Here is a 14,351-nt window from a genome sequence, read left to right on the forward strand (position 1 = left end):
TTTGTCCCATGTTAAAAGCGCCTGCCGAGTGGCAAGCTGTTATCGCTACCAAGGCCTGCAAAAAAGCCCAGCGGACCTGGAGAACGCATGCATGGCCTCAAGAAGTGGCGATAATGGCCGAAACAATTGGACAGTTGTGCAACCTTTTGTACTGTATCGCTTTCACCAGTGAATTCCTCTGTCCTGATCAATCCGAATGCCTTGCGTGTAGGCATGTACATCCAGCTGGAAGTCGGCTGGATGCGCCATCCCTTTCCCGTCAACAGCTTTCGCATTGTTTCCGATAGCCAGCTCCAGACCGTCAAGGCGCTGGGGCTTGAGGTTATCCGCTATTTTCCTGCGCGCAGCGAGATCGCTTCCTTCGATACAGAGACGGCGGACGATGACGACGCGGCGTCGGCCCGGGGAGAGCGGTTGGCACTGGGGAGCGAAGGCGCCGAGTCGCAGGACGCGGCGCTTGCGCAGTCGCCGCCCGCCGAGCCGGAGCTGCCCCTGCATGGGCTGCCGCCACTGTGGCAGCGTTGCGATGAGCGCTTTCGCGCCGCGGCACGCGAATACATGCAGGTGTTCAACTGCGCGGCCGCGCAGCCCGAGCAGGCTCTCGCCAAGAGCCACGGCATGGTCCAGGGCTATCTCCAGGACGTGTTGCCCACCGGTGATCTGGTGATACGCCTGCTGTCCGAAAGCTCGGGCCACCGCCAGTCCGAACACCCGGTCAACGTGACGGTGCTGTGCCTCTTGCTGGGCCGCGCGCTGGACATGAACGCGGCGGATCTGTACGAACTGGGCCTTGCGGCGCTGCTGCATGACATAGGCAAGGATTCCAAGCCGGGCGCGGCGCCGCCGCCGCGTGCGCAGTATGAGAATCATGTCGGCGATTCGGTGGCGCTGGCGATGGGCATGGGCGTGTCGAGCGACGTGCTCACGGCCATGGCCCAGCACCATGAGTTTGTCGACGGCAGCGGCTTTCCGCTGCATCTGATAGGCGAAGACCTGAGCGCTGCGGGCAAGGTGCTGTGCCTGGTCAATTCCTACGACCGCCTTTGCAACCCCGAACACGCGCAGGAAGGGCAGACGCCCCATGAAGCCCTGTCCGTGCTCTATGCCCAGCAACGCGAGCGCTTCGATCCGACCATTCTGAAAGCTTTCATCCGCATGATGGGCGTGTACCCGCCGGGCTCGGTGGTGCAGCTCGCGGACGGACGCTTCGCAATGGTCGTTTCGGTCAACAGCTCGCGTCCGCTCAAGCCGCAGGTGCTGGTCTATGACGCGCAGGTGCCGCTGGCGCAGGCGCTGCCGCTGGACCTCGAGATGTTCGAGGAAATCGGCATACGGCGCAGCCTGCGACCGGACCAACTGCCGCGCGAGGCACTGAGCTATCTTTCGCCCAGACAACGCATCTGCTACTTTTTCGAACGCGCCGTGGAGCCTTGCAGCCCGAAGGCAGCGACACCATGAGCCAGTCGTTCGAAGCCCTCTGGCATCAGACGCTCGATGCGCTGTTGGAGGCGGTCTGGCTGATCGACGAAGAAACGCTCAGCATACGTTTCGCCAATCGTGCGGCCGAGAAGCTCACGGCCTATGACCGCGAGACCATGCAGGGCATGCCCGTGCAGGCGCTTGCGGCCACGCCCCAGGATCTGTGTCTTTGGGAAGACGCGAACCAATGGCGTACCGGTTCGCAGACGCTGACCCAGGTGCTGTGCCGCGATGGCGTGCTGCGTCCGGTCGAGCAGCGCGTCGAGCGCATCGCTTTCCCCTCGGGCGGCGCGGCGGGGTGGCTGATGCTCAGCATGCTCGACCGCAGCGAGCAGGCACGCAACGAGAACGAACTCGAAGCGCTGCTGTCCGATCTGCGTGCGACGCTAGATTCGACGGCTGACGGAATGCTGGTCTGCAGCCAGGACGGCGGCATACGCGCTTTCAATCACCGGCTGGCGACCATCTGGGGGTTGCCCCGTGACATGCTGGTGGAGCGCAACGACGCGAGCATTCTCGACTACATGGCCGGCAAGGTGATTGACCGCGAAGGCTATGCGTTGCGTCTGCAGGAGCTGCACCGCCAGCCCCTGCTCGAAAGCACCGATGTGCTGGCGCTCGATGGCGGGCAGATCATCGAGCGGCGCTCCGTGCCCCAGCTCAAGCGGGGCGCGCCGATAGGACGTATCCATACCTTTCGCGACATCACGCGCGAAGTGGAAGTGCAGGCCGGGCTGGAGCTCGCGGCGCGGGTGTTCGACTGCAGCCTGGACGCGATTTTCATTGCCGACGCTGAACACCGCCTGGTGCGCGCCAACCCCGCCTGCCGGCGGCTGATGGGCGAGCGCAATTGCGCGGGGCGCAACGTGCGCGATCTTTTCGGCAGCAGCACGCCCCCCAACTGGTATGCGGCCGCGCAACAGGAGTGGAGCACCGGGGGCTTCTGGCAGGGCAACCTCTGGCTGGAGCAGGGCGCGGGCCAGCGCTGCCCCGTGCGCCTGTCATGGGTGGCACTGCGCGATGCGAGCAACGTGGTCTTCCAGACGATAGGCTTCATGCGCGATCTGACGCAGCAGCAGCAGGCCCAGCAACGCATCGAGGAGCTGGCCTTCAGCGACGCGCTCACCGGCCTGCCCAACCGTCTGAGCCTGGCAGCGCATGTGGGCGAGGCCATAGAGCGCGCCGCGGATACACACGAAGTGTTCGCCATCCTGTTCATCGATCTGGACCATTTCAAGATCATCAATGATTCGCTGGGCCATCAGTTCGGCGACCGCGTGCTCAAGCTGGTCGCCGAGCGTCTGCAGGCCTGCCTGCGCTCGGCCGACATGCTCAGCCGTCTGGGCGGTGACGAGTTCGTGCTCTATCTGCAAGGCTGCGACGAGGCCTTGGCGGCCAGCGTCTCGCAGCGCATCCTGGGTGAAATGCTGCATCCTTTCCTGCTTGATGGACTGGGGTTCTCGGTGCAGTGCAGCATCGGCGTGGCCCAGTACCCCAGCCACGGCCACACGCTGGACGAGTTGATCATGCAGGCGGATACCGCGATGTACCGCGTCAAGGAGCGCGGCCGCGGCCATTACAGCTTCTACCAGCCGCAGATGAACTCGGGCCTGCTGTCGCGCATGAAGCTCGAACACGCGATGCGCCAGGCGCTCGAGCACAACCGTATGGCCGTCTATTTCCAGCCGCAGGTGCATATCGGCAGCAACCGCATCATGGGAGCCGAGGCGCTGCTGCGCTGGACCGACCCCGAATTCGGCGTGGTTTCGCCCGCGGTGTTCATTCCCATGGCCGAAGAGTCGGGCTACATCGTGACGCTAGGCGCCTGGGTGCTCGAGCAGTCGATCCGCGAAGCCGTGCACTGGAGCGACCAGGGTCTGCCGCTCAAGGTGTCGGTCAATGTCTCGGCGCTGGAGTTCCGCCAGACCGATTTCGTCGAGCGGCTGCAGCAGTTGCTGCTGCGCCATGGCTTGCCGTCGCACCTGCTCGAACTCGAGCTCACGGAAAGCATCCTGCTGCAGGATGCGCAGGAAATGGCGGCGCGTGTGCGCGCCATCGCCGACCTGGGCGTGGGCCTGGTGATCGACGATTTCGGCACGGGTTACTCGAGCCTGGGCTATCTTAAGAAGCTGCCTATCGCCAAGATCAAGATCGATCAGTCGTTTGTGCGCGGCCTGCCGCACGATCAAGGCGATCGCGCCATCGTCAGCGCCATCATCAGTCTGGGCAAGGCGCTGGGCACGGAAGTGGTTGCCGAAGGCGTGGAGACCAGCGAGCAGCGCGACTGCCTGCGCGATCTGCATTGCCATTTCTTCCAGGGCTTTCTGTGCTCTCCCGGACTGCCGGCCGAAGCCTTCGGCGCGCGCATGCGCGAGCAGGGCGTGCTGGGCGAGGATGACTGGCATGCGGGCGCGGTCCCGGGCCAGGGGCTGGGCCTGCAAAGCGGAAGTTCGGGCCGCCAGTAGGAGCGGCCGGAAGGAATTTGCTGCGTCGTTGTGCCAGGCGCAGGCAATGCGCCTCGCCGGCCGCGCCTTGCCGGCCGCGCCTCGCCGGCCGCGCCTGACCTCGACCACAAGTCTTGCGGGGGTTGGCCACTCCAGAAGCCGTGCACGGTGCGCCTTGCACCGTCGCCTGCCGCATGGTCCAGCGGGCGCAGGTTGGGGCACAGGCGACCACGCTTTTGCAGCCCGTTCGCAGTGGCGCTGCGGCCTGCTGGCCGGCTTTTCTTGCTGAATTGGTTTCAGAATGAAAATGCGCGCAAGTTAATGATGTGTATCGATACACTTTCTTGCGACGATATTAATTTCGCGTGTACATAAAACGTTGAATTAATAAATGCTATCGCTTTTTATTTTTGATTGCCATGCTTGTTTCGTGTAGGCCTAAGCCGACTGGCATAAAACTTCCTATCCCACAAGTCAGCTCGAGAAGGCGATATACATTAAATACACATTTCGCTTTCTGGTGAATGTGTTTGAAAATCAGCAGGCAGCAATTGCGGCCTGCTTAGATAAAAAAAGGATTTTTTATGAACGAAGATCGAATTGCAGGAAATTGGAAACAATTCAAGGGCAAGATCCGCGAGCAGTGGGGCAAGCTCACTGATGATGATCTTGACGTCATTGCCGGCAAGCGAGATCAGTTCATCGGCAAGATCCAGGAGCGACAAGGCATTCTGAAGGATGAAGCCGAAACGCAACTGAAGGAATGGGAAAAGCGCAATCCCGACTTCCGTTTCGATAAATAACGGTTCTCGCCGTCCACGAGCTTGTCCAATGCAGTCGCGCATGGTTTTCAAGAGTTGATTCCATTGCCCATGACTGCGCGTTAAAAATACAGGGAGATAATCATGAACTTCAAACAAAAACTGACCGCCGTTTGCGCCGTTGCCTGCATGTCGTCGGTGTTCGCCATGACGCCCGCTGAGCACAAGGCGGCCAAGGATCAGATCAGCGCTGATTACAAGGCAGCGAAAGCACAATGCAAATCCCTGATGGGAAATGCCAAGGATGTCTGCGAGAAAGAAGCCAAGGGCCGTGAAAAGGTCGCCGAAGCTGAACTCGACTACCGCGGCGATGCCAGCGAGCGCCATCGCCACAACCTGGCCAAGGCCAAGGCGGATGCCGCCTATGACGTCGCCAAGGAAAAATGCGATGACCTGAAGGGCAACCCCAAGGATGTCTGCGTCAAGGATGCCAAGGCTGAGCATGTGAAGGCGCTGGAAGCCGCCAAGGTTGCGGATGCGCGCGCCGAGACCAACGTAGCCCCCGCCAAGAAGGCTGCCGACGTGTCGGAAGCGCGCAAGGATGCGAACCAGAACGTGCGTGAAGCCGAATACAAGGCAGCGCGTGAGCGTTGCGATGCTCTGAGCGGCGATGCCAAGGACAAGTGCGTGGCCGACGCCAAGCGCGTCCACGGCCAATAACAGGCTCCAGCAGCTCTGCGGGCCCGTATTGCGGGCCCCGGGCTGATGCACGCAAGCCGCAGTTCTCTCACGGGAACTGCGGTTTTTTTGCGCCTGAAATCAATCGCTGGCTTTCAAGAAGTCCGCGAGCCGCATGCTCGAGCGCCTGGCGTCGCGCAGGAAAGGCGGCACGGAGAGTGCGAGCAGCAGTGCCGCCAGCGGAACGACACAGAAGAAGCCGATGTGCTTGAACCCGAGTGCGCCGGCGAGGCTGCCGAGCACGAACATGCCTATGAGCCCGGCGCAGGTGCGCATGCGCGTCCAGTCGTGCCTTACCGCTTGGGCGTCGGCCAGCGCTGTGCCGGCGTGGCGTCGCCAGAAAAGCATCTTGCCCAGTTCCATGCCCAGATCGGTGAAGTTGCCCGTCATATGGGTGGTGCGCGTGCTTCCGCCCGACGTCTTGGAGCCCACGGCATTTTGCAGGCCCATCATGAAGGACAGCAGCAGCACGGTGAGCGGAACGGCAAACGGCGTGTTCCAGGCAAGCGTCGCCGCGCCCATGATGCCGAAAGGCAGCAGCATCAGCGCCTCGAGCATCAAGGGCAGGGCATAGACGCTATAGTGTTGGCGCTGGCGTCCCCAGTTGACCAGCACCGCGCACACGGCGGCGCCTGTCATGAAAGACAAGATGGCGCCCAGCGCATTGAGCAGCAGCTTGCCGTTTTCCAGCACCAGGCCGTCTGCCAATTGCGAGGCAAAACCCGTCATGTGCGAGGTGTACATGTGCAGCACCAGAAATCCGCCTGCATTGACCGCCCCCGCATTGAACGCCAGCAGCCACCCCAGGGCCAGATTGGTGGAACGTGCACGGTGGCGATTGGTGAGATGGCGAAGTCTGCGCATAGGAAGCTCCACGGACCTGTTTTTGCGAAATGCGCCCTGCGCTTGCAGCTGACCGCTTGGCGGGCCTCGACCAGCGGGCCAGCCCGCTGCCGCAACGGGGGCGAAAATGAAAAAGCCCGCATCAGCGGGCAAATTCAATTCAAAACAGCTGTGCAAGTCACTGGCGGCGGCGATGAACGCTCGCAACTTGCACAAGAAATAAGGTGTCTGCGAAACACCGGACCGGCATCCTGAACCGGGGTTCAGGGGGGCAAGGGCAGCTTGACGTTGGGTTCATCTAACGCGAGACGATCACGCTCATCAAGCGATGTACCAAGCCCGGGCTCAATGAGCATTGGTTCAAGGAAATATAAAGCCCGGCAGATTCGCAGACGCTTTCATTGTAGTGCGGATGCGCGGAGCTGGGCGCGGCCGGGCCGATTTTTTACAGTAATTGTGCGTCGGCCTCGAGCGCCTGGTCGAGGCGTTCGAGCAGGGCCACGATGCGCTGCGCGTCGGCCTGCTGCTGGATCATGGCCTGGGCCCAGGCGTCGGCGGCCGCCGGATCTTCTTCGACCTCAGCGGGCTGCTCGACAGGCTCGGGCGCGGGGGCGCGCTCGGCGGTCACGATGTCGAACGCCATGTTGAGCGCTGCCAGCACCGCCACACGCTCGCGCGAGCGCACCTTGCCCGCATCGCGGATGCGGGCCATGGTGTCGTTGACGCGGGACACGGCTTCGAGCAAGCGCTCCTCGTGGCCTTCGGGGCAGGTCAGCAGATAGCTTTGGTGCAGGATCTGGACATCAAGTTGCTTCATATGCCGGCTCCCTCGTTGCTGGGCAGGCGTTCGATCAGCGCATCGACGCGCGCACGCGCGGCGCTCAGGCGCGAGCGCAGCGAATCGCGCTCCTGGGTCAGTGCAGCGACCTGCTCGGCCAGCAGGGCATTGGTGCGCTGAAGCTCCTCGTGGCGCAACAGAAGTCGCTCCACGCGGTCGGAAATAAGGTCGAGGGGTGACTGGGCAGACATAGACTCGCTGATTGTAGAACTTGTAGCCCGGGATATGCGTAAGAAACAGTAGCGAAGGCGCTGGATGGCGCCGCAAATTCTCCGTCGTCCTACAAAACGGCAGGGCCGGCCCATGGAAAGCGGGCGCGGATACAATCACCGCCGTTGGTGCTCGTGCGCTTGGCTCCCGGGCGCGCAGTTCAACGGGAAGCAGGGAGGAGTCGCCGCGATGCGGATGTTCCGTGCCTGCGCTGCCCCCGCAACGGTCAGCGGATGAGTGTTTTTGCGATGCTCGGCTCTTCTTTACTTGCCACTGGCGCTGCGCTGGGAAGGCTTGCAAGAGTGTGCTCCGCCCAGCCCGGATACCGGCCAACGAGGTGTGGTCCGCCGTCGCCCGCGACACGGATTGCTTTGACCCATAGCTGACGGGAAGGTCGGCGCCGGGTGCCTTCACGTTGATACTCATGTTTTACCCTTCTTCCGGCGCTGCCGCGCCCTTGTGCGTGCGCCCCTGCGTTCTGGCCCTGGCCTTGTCGGCTGTTTTCCCCGGCGTGCAGGCCCAGCCGCTGGCCGAAACCCAGAGCACGACGACCGTGGTCACGGCCGCGCGCGCACCCCAGTCCGCGCAGCAGCTGCTGGCCGACATGTCCGTCATCGACCGCGCGACCATAGAGGCCAGCGGCGCGACCGGTCTGGCCGATGTGCTCGCGCGCCTGCCGGGCATCCAGATGGTGCGCAACGGCGGCCTGGGCAATACCACCAGCGTCATGCTGCGCGGCGCCGATACCGCCTATACGGCGGTCTATATCGACGGAATCCGCTTTTCCTCGCAAAGCGGCAGCGGCGGCCCGACCTGGGAAAGCATTCCGCTGGCCATGATCGATCGCATCGAAGTGCTGCGCGGCCCGGCCGCGGCCATCTACGGTTCCGACGCGATCGGCGGCGTGGTGCAGATCTTCACGCGCCGTGCCGAGCAGGCGTTCACGCCGTCGGTGTCGGTGGGCCTGGGCTCGAACGGCACGCGGCGCGCCCAGGCCGGCGTCAGCGGCGTGGGCGGCGAAGACAAGGCCTGGGACTATGCGCTGGACATCGCCGGCGAACGCAGCGACGGCTTCGATGTGCGCCCCAGCCGCAATGCCGACCGCGATGGCTACAAGAGCCTGTCGGGCGCGGCGCGGCTGGGCTGGCGCATCAATGACCAGCACCAACTGCGCGCTTCGCTGCTGGCCAGCGACATCGACGCGGGTTACGACAACAGCACCCGGCCGGGCGTCGATGACCGCAGCCTGCACCGCATGCATGCCGCGGGCATGGAGTGGAGCGCGCAGTGGAGCGAGCGCTGGAGCAGCGTGCTCGCGCTCAATGCGTCCGAGGATCGCTACGAGACCACGCCCACGGCCTATCTGAGCACCACGCAGCTGCGCGGCATGTCCTGGCAGAACCAGTGGCGCCTGGGCGCGCAGACCTTCTCGGCGACGCTGGAGCGCCGCGAAGACGCGCTGCAGAATGCGCCTGTGGATCGCGAGCGCGCGCAGAACGCGCTGGCGCTGGGCTACCAGTGGCATGCGGGCAAGCAGCATCTGCAGGCGCAGCTGCGCCACGACAGCGACAGCGAGTTCGGTGGCAAGCAAACCGGCAGCCTGGCCTACGGCTACGACCTCACGCCGCAATGGCGCGCTACGGCCGCAGCGGCCACGGCGTTTCGCGCGCCCACGCTTTACCAGCGCTTCAGCAATTACGGCACGGCCAGCCTGACGCCCGAAAACGGCCGCAACCTCGAGCTGGGTCTGCGCTACCGCGCGCAGCAAAATGAATTCTCGGCCACGGCCTATCGCAACCGCGTGAGCGACCAGGTGTCGTATCAGGCCGGCGCGCGCGGCTGCGCGAGCGCGCAGGGCTGCTACGTGAGCGTCGCCCAGGCCGAATACCAGGGCCTGACGCTGGCCGCCGCGACCCAGGCGCTGGGCGTGCGCTGGCATGGCGCGCTCGACTTCAATTCGGCCAAGGACGGCGCCACCGGCCTGTACCTCACGCGCCGCGCCAGACAGTTCGGCACGCTGGGCGCAAGCCGCCGGATCGCGGGCTGGCAATGGGGTGCCGATGTGCAGTGGAGCGCGCGCCGCTTCGACGACGCGGCCAACACCAAGGTGCTGGGCGGCTATGCGCTGTGGAATCTCTCGGCGAGCAAGACGCTCGCGCGCGACTGGAAGCTGCTCGCGCGCCTGGACAATGCGTTCGACAAACACTATGAGACCGCCGCCACCTACGCCACCGAAGGCCGGCGCTTCTTCGTGAGCCTGCAATGGACTCCCACACCTTGAATTCCGTGCGCTGCCCCGCGCTGCTGATCACCGCGCCCGCGTCGGGCCAGGGCAAGACCACGCTCACCGCCGCGCTGGCGCGGCTGCACACGCGCCAGGGCCGGCGCGTGCAGGTCTTCAAATGCGGCCCGGACTATCTCGATCCGCACTGGCACCAGCTCGCCAGCGGCGCGCCGGTCCATTCTCTGGACCTGTGGATGACGGGCGAGGCCGATGCGCGCGCGCGCCTGCACGCGGCCGCGTGCAGCGCCGACCTGATCCTGATCGAAGGCGTGATGGGCCTGTTCGACGGCAGCCCCAGCGCGGCCGATCTCGCGCGGCTGCTGGACATTCCCGTGCTCGCGGTGATAGACGCTTCGGGCATGTCGGCCACGCTGGGCGCGCTGGCCCATGGGCTGCAGCATTTCGAGCCGGGGCTGCGCTGGGCTGGCGTGCTCGCCAACCGCGTGGCGAGTGCGCGCCATGCGCAGCTGCTGCAGGCCGGCGTGCGCGCGGACAGCCTGTGGCAGGGCGCGGTGCAGCGCATCAGCGCCGATGCCAAGGCCCAGCCCGCGTCGGGCGCCGCGGCGCTGCTGCCCCAGCGCCATCTGGGCCTGGTCGCGGCGCACGAACTCACTGACGGCATGCAGCGGCTGGACGCCGCGGCCGATGCGCTGGCCGCCACGCCGCTGGGCCAGCGCAGCTGGCAGGACTGGCAGCAATGGGCGGTGGAGTTTGCGCCGCCCGCGCTGCCCGCCGCCGATCAGCCCGAAGCCCTGGGCCCGTGGCTCGCGGGCCGTGTGATTGCGGTGGCGCACGATGCGGCGTTCAGCTTTGTCTACCCCGCGAATCTTGAATGCCTGCGCGCGCTGGGCGCCGAGCTGCGCATGTTCTCGCCGCTGGCCGGTGAGCGCCTGCCCGCATGCGACGCGCTGTGGTTGCCCGGCGGCTACCCCGAGCTGCATGCCGCGCGCCTGGTCGCGAACAGCGCCCTGCAGGCCGACATCCTGGCCCATTGGCGCGCGGGCAAGGCGATCTGGGCCGAGTGCGGCGGCATGCTCGCGCTCAGCGAAGGCATTACCACCGCCGATGGCAGCTGGGCGCCGCTGTGGGGGCTGATGCCGGGCAGGGCGCAGATGCAAAAGCGCCTGGCCGGCCTGGGAATGCAGCAACTGACCACGCCCTGGGGCACGCTGCGCGGCCACACTTTCCACTACGCGCGGCTGGACAGCGCGGCGACGCCGCTGGGCCGCAGCCACCGGCCCGATGAAGCGCCGGGAGCGGACAATGGCGAGTGGCTGTACCGCCATGGCAGCCTGCACGCGAGTTTTTTCCATGCCTGGTTCGCCTCGCACCCGCGCGCCATCGCTGCGCTGCTGGGCGCGCGGGCCGACGGGCAAGACGGGGAGGTGGACGCATGACGACAGCGCGCAGCGAATTGATCCTGGGCGGGCAGAAAAGCGGCAAGTCGCGCCGCGCCGAAAACCTGGCCCAGGAATGGATTGCGCAGTCGCCCGCGCACAGTGCCTGGCTGCTGGCCACGGGCCAGGCCTATGACGCTGAAATGGCGGCGCGCATCGCGCGCCACCAGCACGACCGCGCCGCGCGCGTTCCGGGCCTGGGCACCATCGAAGTGCCGCTGGACCTGGCGTCGGCGCTGCGCGAACGCAGCCGGCCCGACTGCCTGCTGGTCATCGACTGTCTCACCATGTGGCTCACCAACTGGATGATGCCCATGAATGCCCATTTGCCTGGGGCGCAGACCTGGGCCGAGCAGGCCGATGCGTTCGTTGATGCGCTCGCGCACGCTTCCGGGCCCGTGGTGATCGTGGGCAACGAGATCGGCCTGGGCGTGATTCCTTTGGGCCGCGAAGTGCGCGCGTTTGTCGACGCGCTGGGCGTGCTCAACCAGCGCGTGGCCGCGGCCTGCAGCCACGCGACGCTCATGTGCGCCGGACTGCCGCTGGTGCTCAAGGGCGAAAAATGACAGCTCAAACTAGCTTACATGCAGTGAAGAAGATCGCGGCATCGTTCAAATCTGCAATATTGGCTGCCATGCTGCTGAGCGCCTCGCTGCCCGGCATGGCAGCGAATGCCCAGGTGTCGTCTGCGCCCGCCGCAGCGGCGATCACGCTCACCGACGCGCGCGGCAGGGCGGTGCAGCTGGCCGCGCCGCCGCAGCGCATCGTGAGCCTGCTGCCCTCGCTGGCCGAATCGGTCTGCGCGCTGGGCGCGTGCACGCGCATCGTGGGCGTGGACCGCTACACCACCTGGCCGCCCGCGCTGGCCCATCTGCCGCGCCTGGGCGGCAATCTCGAGCCGAACATCGAAGCCGTGCTGGCGCTGCGCCCGGACGTGGTGCTGATTTCGGTTGCTTCGCGCGCCATTGGGCGTCTGGAGGCGCTGGGCCTCAAGGTGATCGCGCTGGAGCCGCGCACCCATGCCGAAGTGCATGGCGTTCTGCGCACGCTCGCGACGATGCTTGCGCTGCCCCAGGGCGCCGAGCCGGTCTGGGCGCGCATGGAGCAGGGCCTGGCCGAAGCCGCGCGCGCCATGCCCGCGCAGGCGCGCGGCCAGCGCGTGTACTTCGAAGCCAGCCGCGGGCCGTTTGCCGCGGGCGAGAATTCCTTCATCGGCGAGACGCTGGCCCGGCTGGGGCTGGTCAACATCGTGCCCGCGGCCTTGGGGCCGTTTCCGCGCCTCAATCCCGAATACGTGGTGCGCGCCGACCCCGATCTGCTGATGGGCGGGGTGCGCAGTCTGGGCGAAAGCCGCGAGCCCTATCCCGGCTGGTCGGCGCTGCGCGCGATGCAGTCGGGTCGCATCTGCCGTTTCGCCGGCGCCGAAGCCGACCTCGTGATACGCCCCGGCCCGCGCATTGCCGAGGCAGCGATGGCCATGGCGCGCTGCGTGCAGAAGGTCTATCCATGAGCGCCAACCCGCTGCGCCCGGCCTGGCTCGCGCTGGCGCTGCTGCTGGCCAGCCTGTTGCTGCTGCTGCTGGGCGCTGGCGTGGGCAGCACCGGCTGGGAAAGCGTCTGGCGCCTGGCTGCGCCCGACGCCGACCCGCTGGCCTGGCAGATCGTGCGCGATATCCGCCTGCCGCGCACCGTGGGCGCCTGGCTCGCGGGCGCCTTGCTGGGCCTTGCGGGCGCGGTCGCCCAGGGCGTGTTCCGCAATCCTCTTGCCGACCCCTATCTTCTGGGCAGCGCTTCGGGCGCCTCGTTGGGCGTGGCGCTGGCCATGGCCGCGCTGGGCGTCTCGCCGTTCGCGTTGCAAGGCCTGCTGCGCCTGGGCATCACCGGCGCGGCGTTCGCCGGCGCCGTGGGCGCGGTGCTGCTGACGCTGCTGCTTGCCAAGGGCGCGCACAACACCATGCGCCTGCTGCTCGCGGGTGTGGTCGTGGGCGTGGTGCTGGGCGCGGCCTCGTCGATGGTGCTGATGTTGTCACCCGAAATCATGCAGGCCATGCAGTCCTTCATGCTGGGCAGCACTTCGTTTGTCGGCTGGGGCGCGTGCGCTCTCATGGCTGCAGTGCTGGCGCTGGTGGTACTGCTCGCCTGGTCGCTGAGCCGTGTGCTCGACGGCCTGGCGCTGGGCGAATCAACGGCGCTGAGCCTGGGGCTGCCGCTGGCGCCGCTGCGCTTGCTGCTGATCGTGGTGATGGCGCTGGCCACGGGCACGGCCGTCGCGCAGACCGGGCTGATTGCTTTCGTCGGCCTGGCCGCGCCGCATCTGGTGCGCTCGCTGGTGCGCGCCATGCACGGCTGGCTGCTGCTGCTGAGCGCGGGCATGGGCGCGGTGCTGCTGCTGGGCGCCGATCTGCTGGCGCGCTGGCTGATCGCGCCGCAGGAGCTGCCCGTGGGCGTGCTCACGGCCGTGCTCGGCGGCACCTATCTGCTGTGGCTGATGCACAGACGCAATGTGCGGGAGCTTTCATGACACAAGCCTGGGCGCTCGAAACCGAAAGCCTCTGCGTGGCGCTGGGCGGCCAGCAGGTGCTGCATGAGCTGGCGCTGCGCCTGCCCGCGGGGCGCTGGACCAGCATCGTCGGGCCCAACGGCGCGGGCAAATCGACGCTGTTGCGCGCGCTCGCGGGCATGGGCCATGAGAAGGGCAGGGTGCTGCTGCAGGGCCGAGAACTGCACGCTTGGAACGGCCGTGCGCGCGCGCGCACCATGGCCTGGCTGGGGCAGAACCAGGCCGCGGCGGGCGATATGTCGGTCTATGACGTCGCGATGCTGGGCCGGCTGCCGCACCAGTCCTGGCTGGGTGCGCCGTCGGCACTCGACCATGCGGCCGTGGAGCAGGCGCTGCGCCGCACGCAGAGCTGGGACTGGCGCGCGCGCAGCCTGGGCCAGCTTTCGGGCGGGGAGCGCCAGCGCGTGCTGCTGGCGCGCGCGCTTGCCGTGCAGGCCCAGGTGCTGCTGATGGACGAGCCCCTGGCCAACCTCGACCCGCCGCACCAGACCGACTGGCTGCAATGCGTGCAGGAACTCGTCGCCCAGGGCACGACGGTGGTCAGCGTGCTGCATGAAGTCTCCATGGCGCTGCAGGCCCAGGAACTGGTGGTGATCGCGCAAGGCCGCGTGCTGCACCAGGGCGGCTGCGCCGACGCCGCGACCCACCGTGCGCTCGAACAGGTGTTCGACGACCGCATACAGGTGCGCGCCATCGACGGCCAATGGGTGGCGCTGCCGCGCCTGCCCGCGCCGCGCTGATGGAATTTTTCTCCCGGGGCCGCGTCCCCGGCCATCCCACTTCGTTGAAAGTATCTTC

13 protein-coding genes and 1 riboswitch are annotated in these 14,351 nt (G+C 66.3%); of the genes, 10 read left to right on the plus strand and 3 right to left on the minus strand.

What is annotated here, in order from left to right; translation table 11 throughout:
- Nucleotides 1–168 precede the first annotated feature (168 nt).
- The 4 genes from ACSVDO_RS07690 to ACSVDO_RS07705 all read left to right on the plus strand — a co-directional run bounded on the left by ACSVDO_RS07690 (nt 169) and on the right by ACSVDO_RS07705 (nt 5,404).
- Nucleotides 169–1,458 (plus strand): cyclic di-GMP phosphodiesterase, encoded by a 1,290-nt coding sequence (locus ACSVDO_RS07690; protein ID WP_489595685.1) that lies wholly within the window; start codon nt 169–171, stop codon nt 1,456–1,458.
- Entirely contained in the window at nt 1,455–3,944 is a 2,490-nt protein-coding gene (locus ACSVDO_RS07695) for a putative bifunctional diguanylate cyclase/phosphodiesterase (RefSeq protein ID WP_489595686.1), read from the plus strand. Before ACSVDO_RS07690 ends, ACSVDO_RS07695 begins: the two co-directional genes overlap by 4 nt.
- A 563-nt stretch (nt 3,945–4,507) precedes the next feature.
- The gene (locus ACSVDO_RS07700) at nt 4,508–4,726 is read left to right on the plus strand and encodes a CsbD family protein (RefSeq protein ID WP_332534366.1); all 219 of its coding nucleotides are present in this window, start codon (nt 4,508–4,510) and stop codon (nt 4,724–4,726) included.
- Between the two features lie 102 nt (nt 4,727–4,828).
- Nucleotides 4,829–5,404: a hypothetical protein gene (locus ACSVDO_RS07705; protein WP_489595688.1), complete on the plus strand. Its 576-nt coding sequence runs from the start codon at nt 4,829–4,831 to the stop codon at nt 5,402–5,404.
- A gap of 99 nt (nt 5,405–5,503) precedes the next feature.
- On the opposite strand, the gene ACSVDO_RS07710 is transcribed toward ACSVDO_RS07705, so the two are convergent.
- From ACSVDO_RS07710 to ACSVDO_RS07720, 3 genes are all read right to left on the minus strand, one after another.
- Entirely contained in the window at nt 5,504–6,286 is a 783-nt protein-coding gene (locus tag ACSVDO_RS07710; RefSeq protein ID WP_332534458.1) for a YoaK family protein, read from the minus strand.
- Between the two features lie 424 nt (nt 6,287–6,710).
- The gene (locus tag ACSVDO_RS07715) at nt 6,711–7,082 is read right to left on the minus strand and encodes a cell division protein ZapA (RefSeq protein WP_489595690.1); all 372 of its coding nucleotides are present in this window, start codon (nt 7,080–7,082) and stop codon (nt 6,711–6,713) included.
- Entirely contained in the window at nt 7,079–7,294 is a 216-nt protein-coding gene (locus ACSVDO_RS07720) for a DUF904 domain-containing protein (RefSeq protein ID WP_213301761.1), read from the minus strand. The genes ACSVDO_RS07715 and ACSVDO_RS07720 overlap by 4 nt, the downstream gene beginning before the upstream one ends.
- Nucleotides 7,295–7,422: 128 nt before the next feature.
- A riboswitch (cobalamin riboswitch) is annotated at nt 7,423–7,660 on the plus strand.
- 77 nt (nt 7,661–7,737) lie between these two features.
- Here ACSVDO_RS07720 and ACSVDO_RS07725 point away from each other — a divergent pair.
- The 6 genes from ACSVDO_RS07725 to ACSVDO_RS07750 all read left to right on the plus strand — a co-directional run bounded on the left by ACSVDO_RS07725 (nt 7,738) and on the right by ACSVDO_RS07750 (nt 14,293).
- Nucleotides 7,738–9,594 (plus strand): TonB-dependent receptor domain-containing protein, encoded by a 1,857-nt coding sequence (locus ACSVDO_RS07725; protein WP_489595692.1) that lies wholly within the window; start codon nt 7,738–7,740, stop codon nt 9,592–9,594.
- Entirely contained in the window at nt 9,576–10,994 is a 1,419-nt protein-coding gene (locus ACSVDO_RS07730) for a cobyrinic acid a,c-diamide synthase CobB (RefSeq protein WP_489595694.1), read from the plus strand. The genes ACSVDO_RS07725 and ACSVDO_RS07730 overlap by 19 nt, the downstream gene beginning before the upstream one ends.
- Nucleotides 10,991–11,560, plus strand: coding sequence for a bifunctional adenosylcobinamide kinase/adenosylcobinamide-phosphate guanylyltransferase (locus ACSVDO_RS07735; protein ID WP_489595696.1), 570 nt, complete (start codon nt 10,991–10,993; stop codon nt 11,558–11,560). Before ACSVDO_RS07730 ends, ACSVDO_RS07735 begins: the two co-directional genes overlap by 4 nt.
- 68 nt (nt 11,561–11,628) lie before the next feature.
- Entirely contained in the window at nt 11,629–12,504 is an 876-nt protein-coding gene (locus ACSVDO_RS07740) for an ABC transporter substrate-binding protein (protein ID WP_332534356.1), read from the plus strand.
- Nucleotides 12,501–13,514: a FecCD family ABC transporter permease gene (locus tag ACSVDO_RS07745; RefSeq protein ID WP_489595698.1), complete on the plus strand. Its 1,014-nt coding sequence runs from the start codon at nt 12,501–12,503 to the stop codon at nt 13,512–13,514. Before ACSVDO_RS07740 ends, ACSVDO_RS07745 begins: the two co-directional genes overlap by 4 nt.
- Complete coding sequence (locus tag ACSVDO_RS07750; RefSeq protein ID WP_489595699.1) at nt 13,511–14,293, plus strand: ABC transporter ATP-binding protein; 783 nt, start codon at nt 13,511–13,513, stop codon at nt 14,291–14,293. Before ACSVDO_RS07745 ends, ACSVDO_RS07750 begins: the two co-directional genes overlap by 4 nt.
- The last annotated feature ends 58 nt before the right edge of the window (nt 14,294–14,351 follow it).

This window comes from Comamonas sp. DB36 (assembly GCF_057914905.1).

What these genes read in the sequence shown, in the direction of transcription:
- ACSVDO_RS07710 (WP_332534458.1), bottom strand. Translation starts at nt 6,286, where the DNA reads ATGCGCAGACTTCGCCATCTCACCAATCGCCACCGTGCACGTTCCACC.
- ACSVDO_RS07750 (WP_489595699.1), top strand. Translation starts at nt 13,511, where the DNA reads ATGACACAAGCCTGGGCGCTCGAAACCGAAAGCCTCTGCGTGGCGCTG.
- ACSVDO_RS07735 (WP_489595696.1), top strand. Translation starts at nt 10,991, where the DNA reads ATGACGACAGCGCGCAGCGAATTGATCCTGGGCGGGCAGAAAAGCGGC.
- ACSVDO_RS07745 (WP_489595698.1), top strand. Translation starts at nt 12,501, where the DNA reads ATGAGCGCCAACCCGCTGCGCCCGGCCTGGCTCGCGCTGGCGCTGCTG.
- ACSVDO_RS07740 (WP_332534356.1), top strand. Translation starts at nt 11,629, where the DNA reads ATGCTGCTGAGCGCCTCGCTGCCCGGCATGGCAGCGAATGCCCAGGTG.
- ACSVDO_RS07725 (WP_489595692.1), top strand. Translation starts at nt 7,738, where the DNA reads ATGTTTTACCCTTCTTCCGGCGCTGCCGCGCCCTTGTGCGTGCGCCCC.
- ACSVDO_RS07715 (WP_489595690.1), bottom strand. Translation starts at nt 7,082, where the DNA reads ATGAAGCAACTTGATGTCCAGATCCTGCACCAAAGCTATCTGCTGACC.
- ACSVDO_RS07720 (WP_213301761.1), bottom strand. Translation starts at nt 7,294, where the DNA reads ATGTCTGCCCAGTCACCCCTCGACCTTATTTCCGACCGCGTGGAGCGA.
- ACSVDO_RS07730 (WP_489595694.1), top strand. Translation starts at nt 9,576, where the DNA reads ATGGACTCCCACACCTTGAATTCCGTGCGCTGCCCCGCGCTGCTGATC.
- ACSVDO_RS07695 (WP_489595686.1), top strand. Translation starts at nt 1,455, where the DNA reads ATGAGCCAGTCGTTCGAAGCCCTCTGGCATCAGACGCTCGATGCGCTG.
- ACSVDO_RS07700 (WP_332534366.1), top strand. Translation starts at nt 4,508, where the DNA reads ATGAACGAAGATCGAATTGCAGGAAATTGGAAACAATTCAAGGGCAAG.
- ACSVDO_RS07705 (WP_489595688.1), top strand. Translation starts at nt 4,829, where the DNA reads ATGAACTTCAAACAAAAACTGACCGCCGTTTGCGCCGTTGCCTGCATG.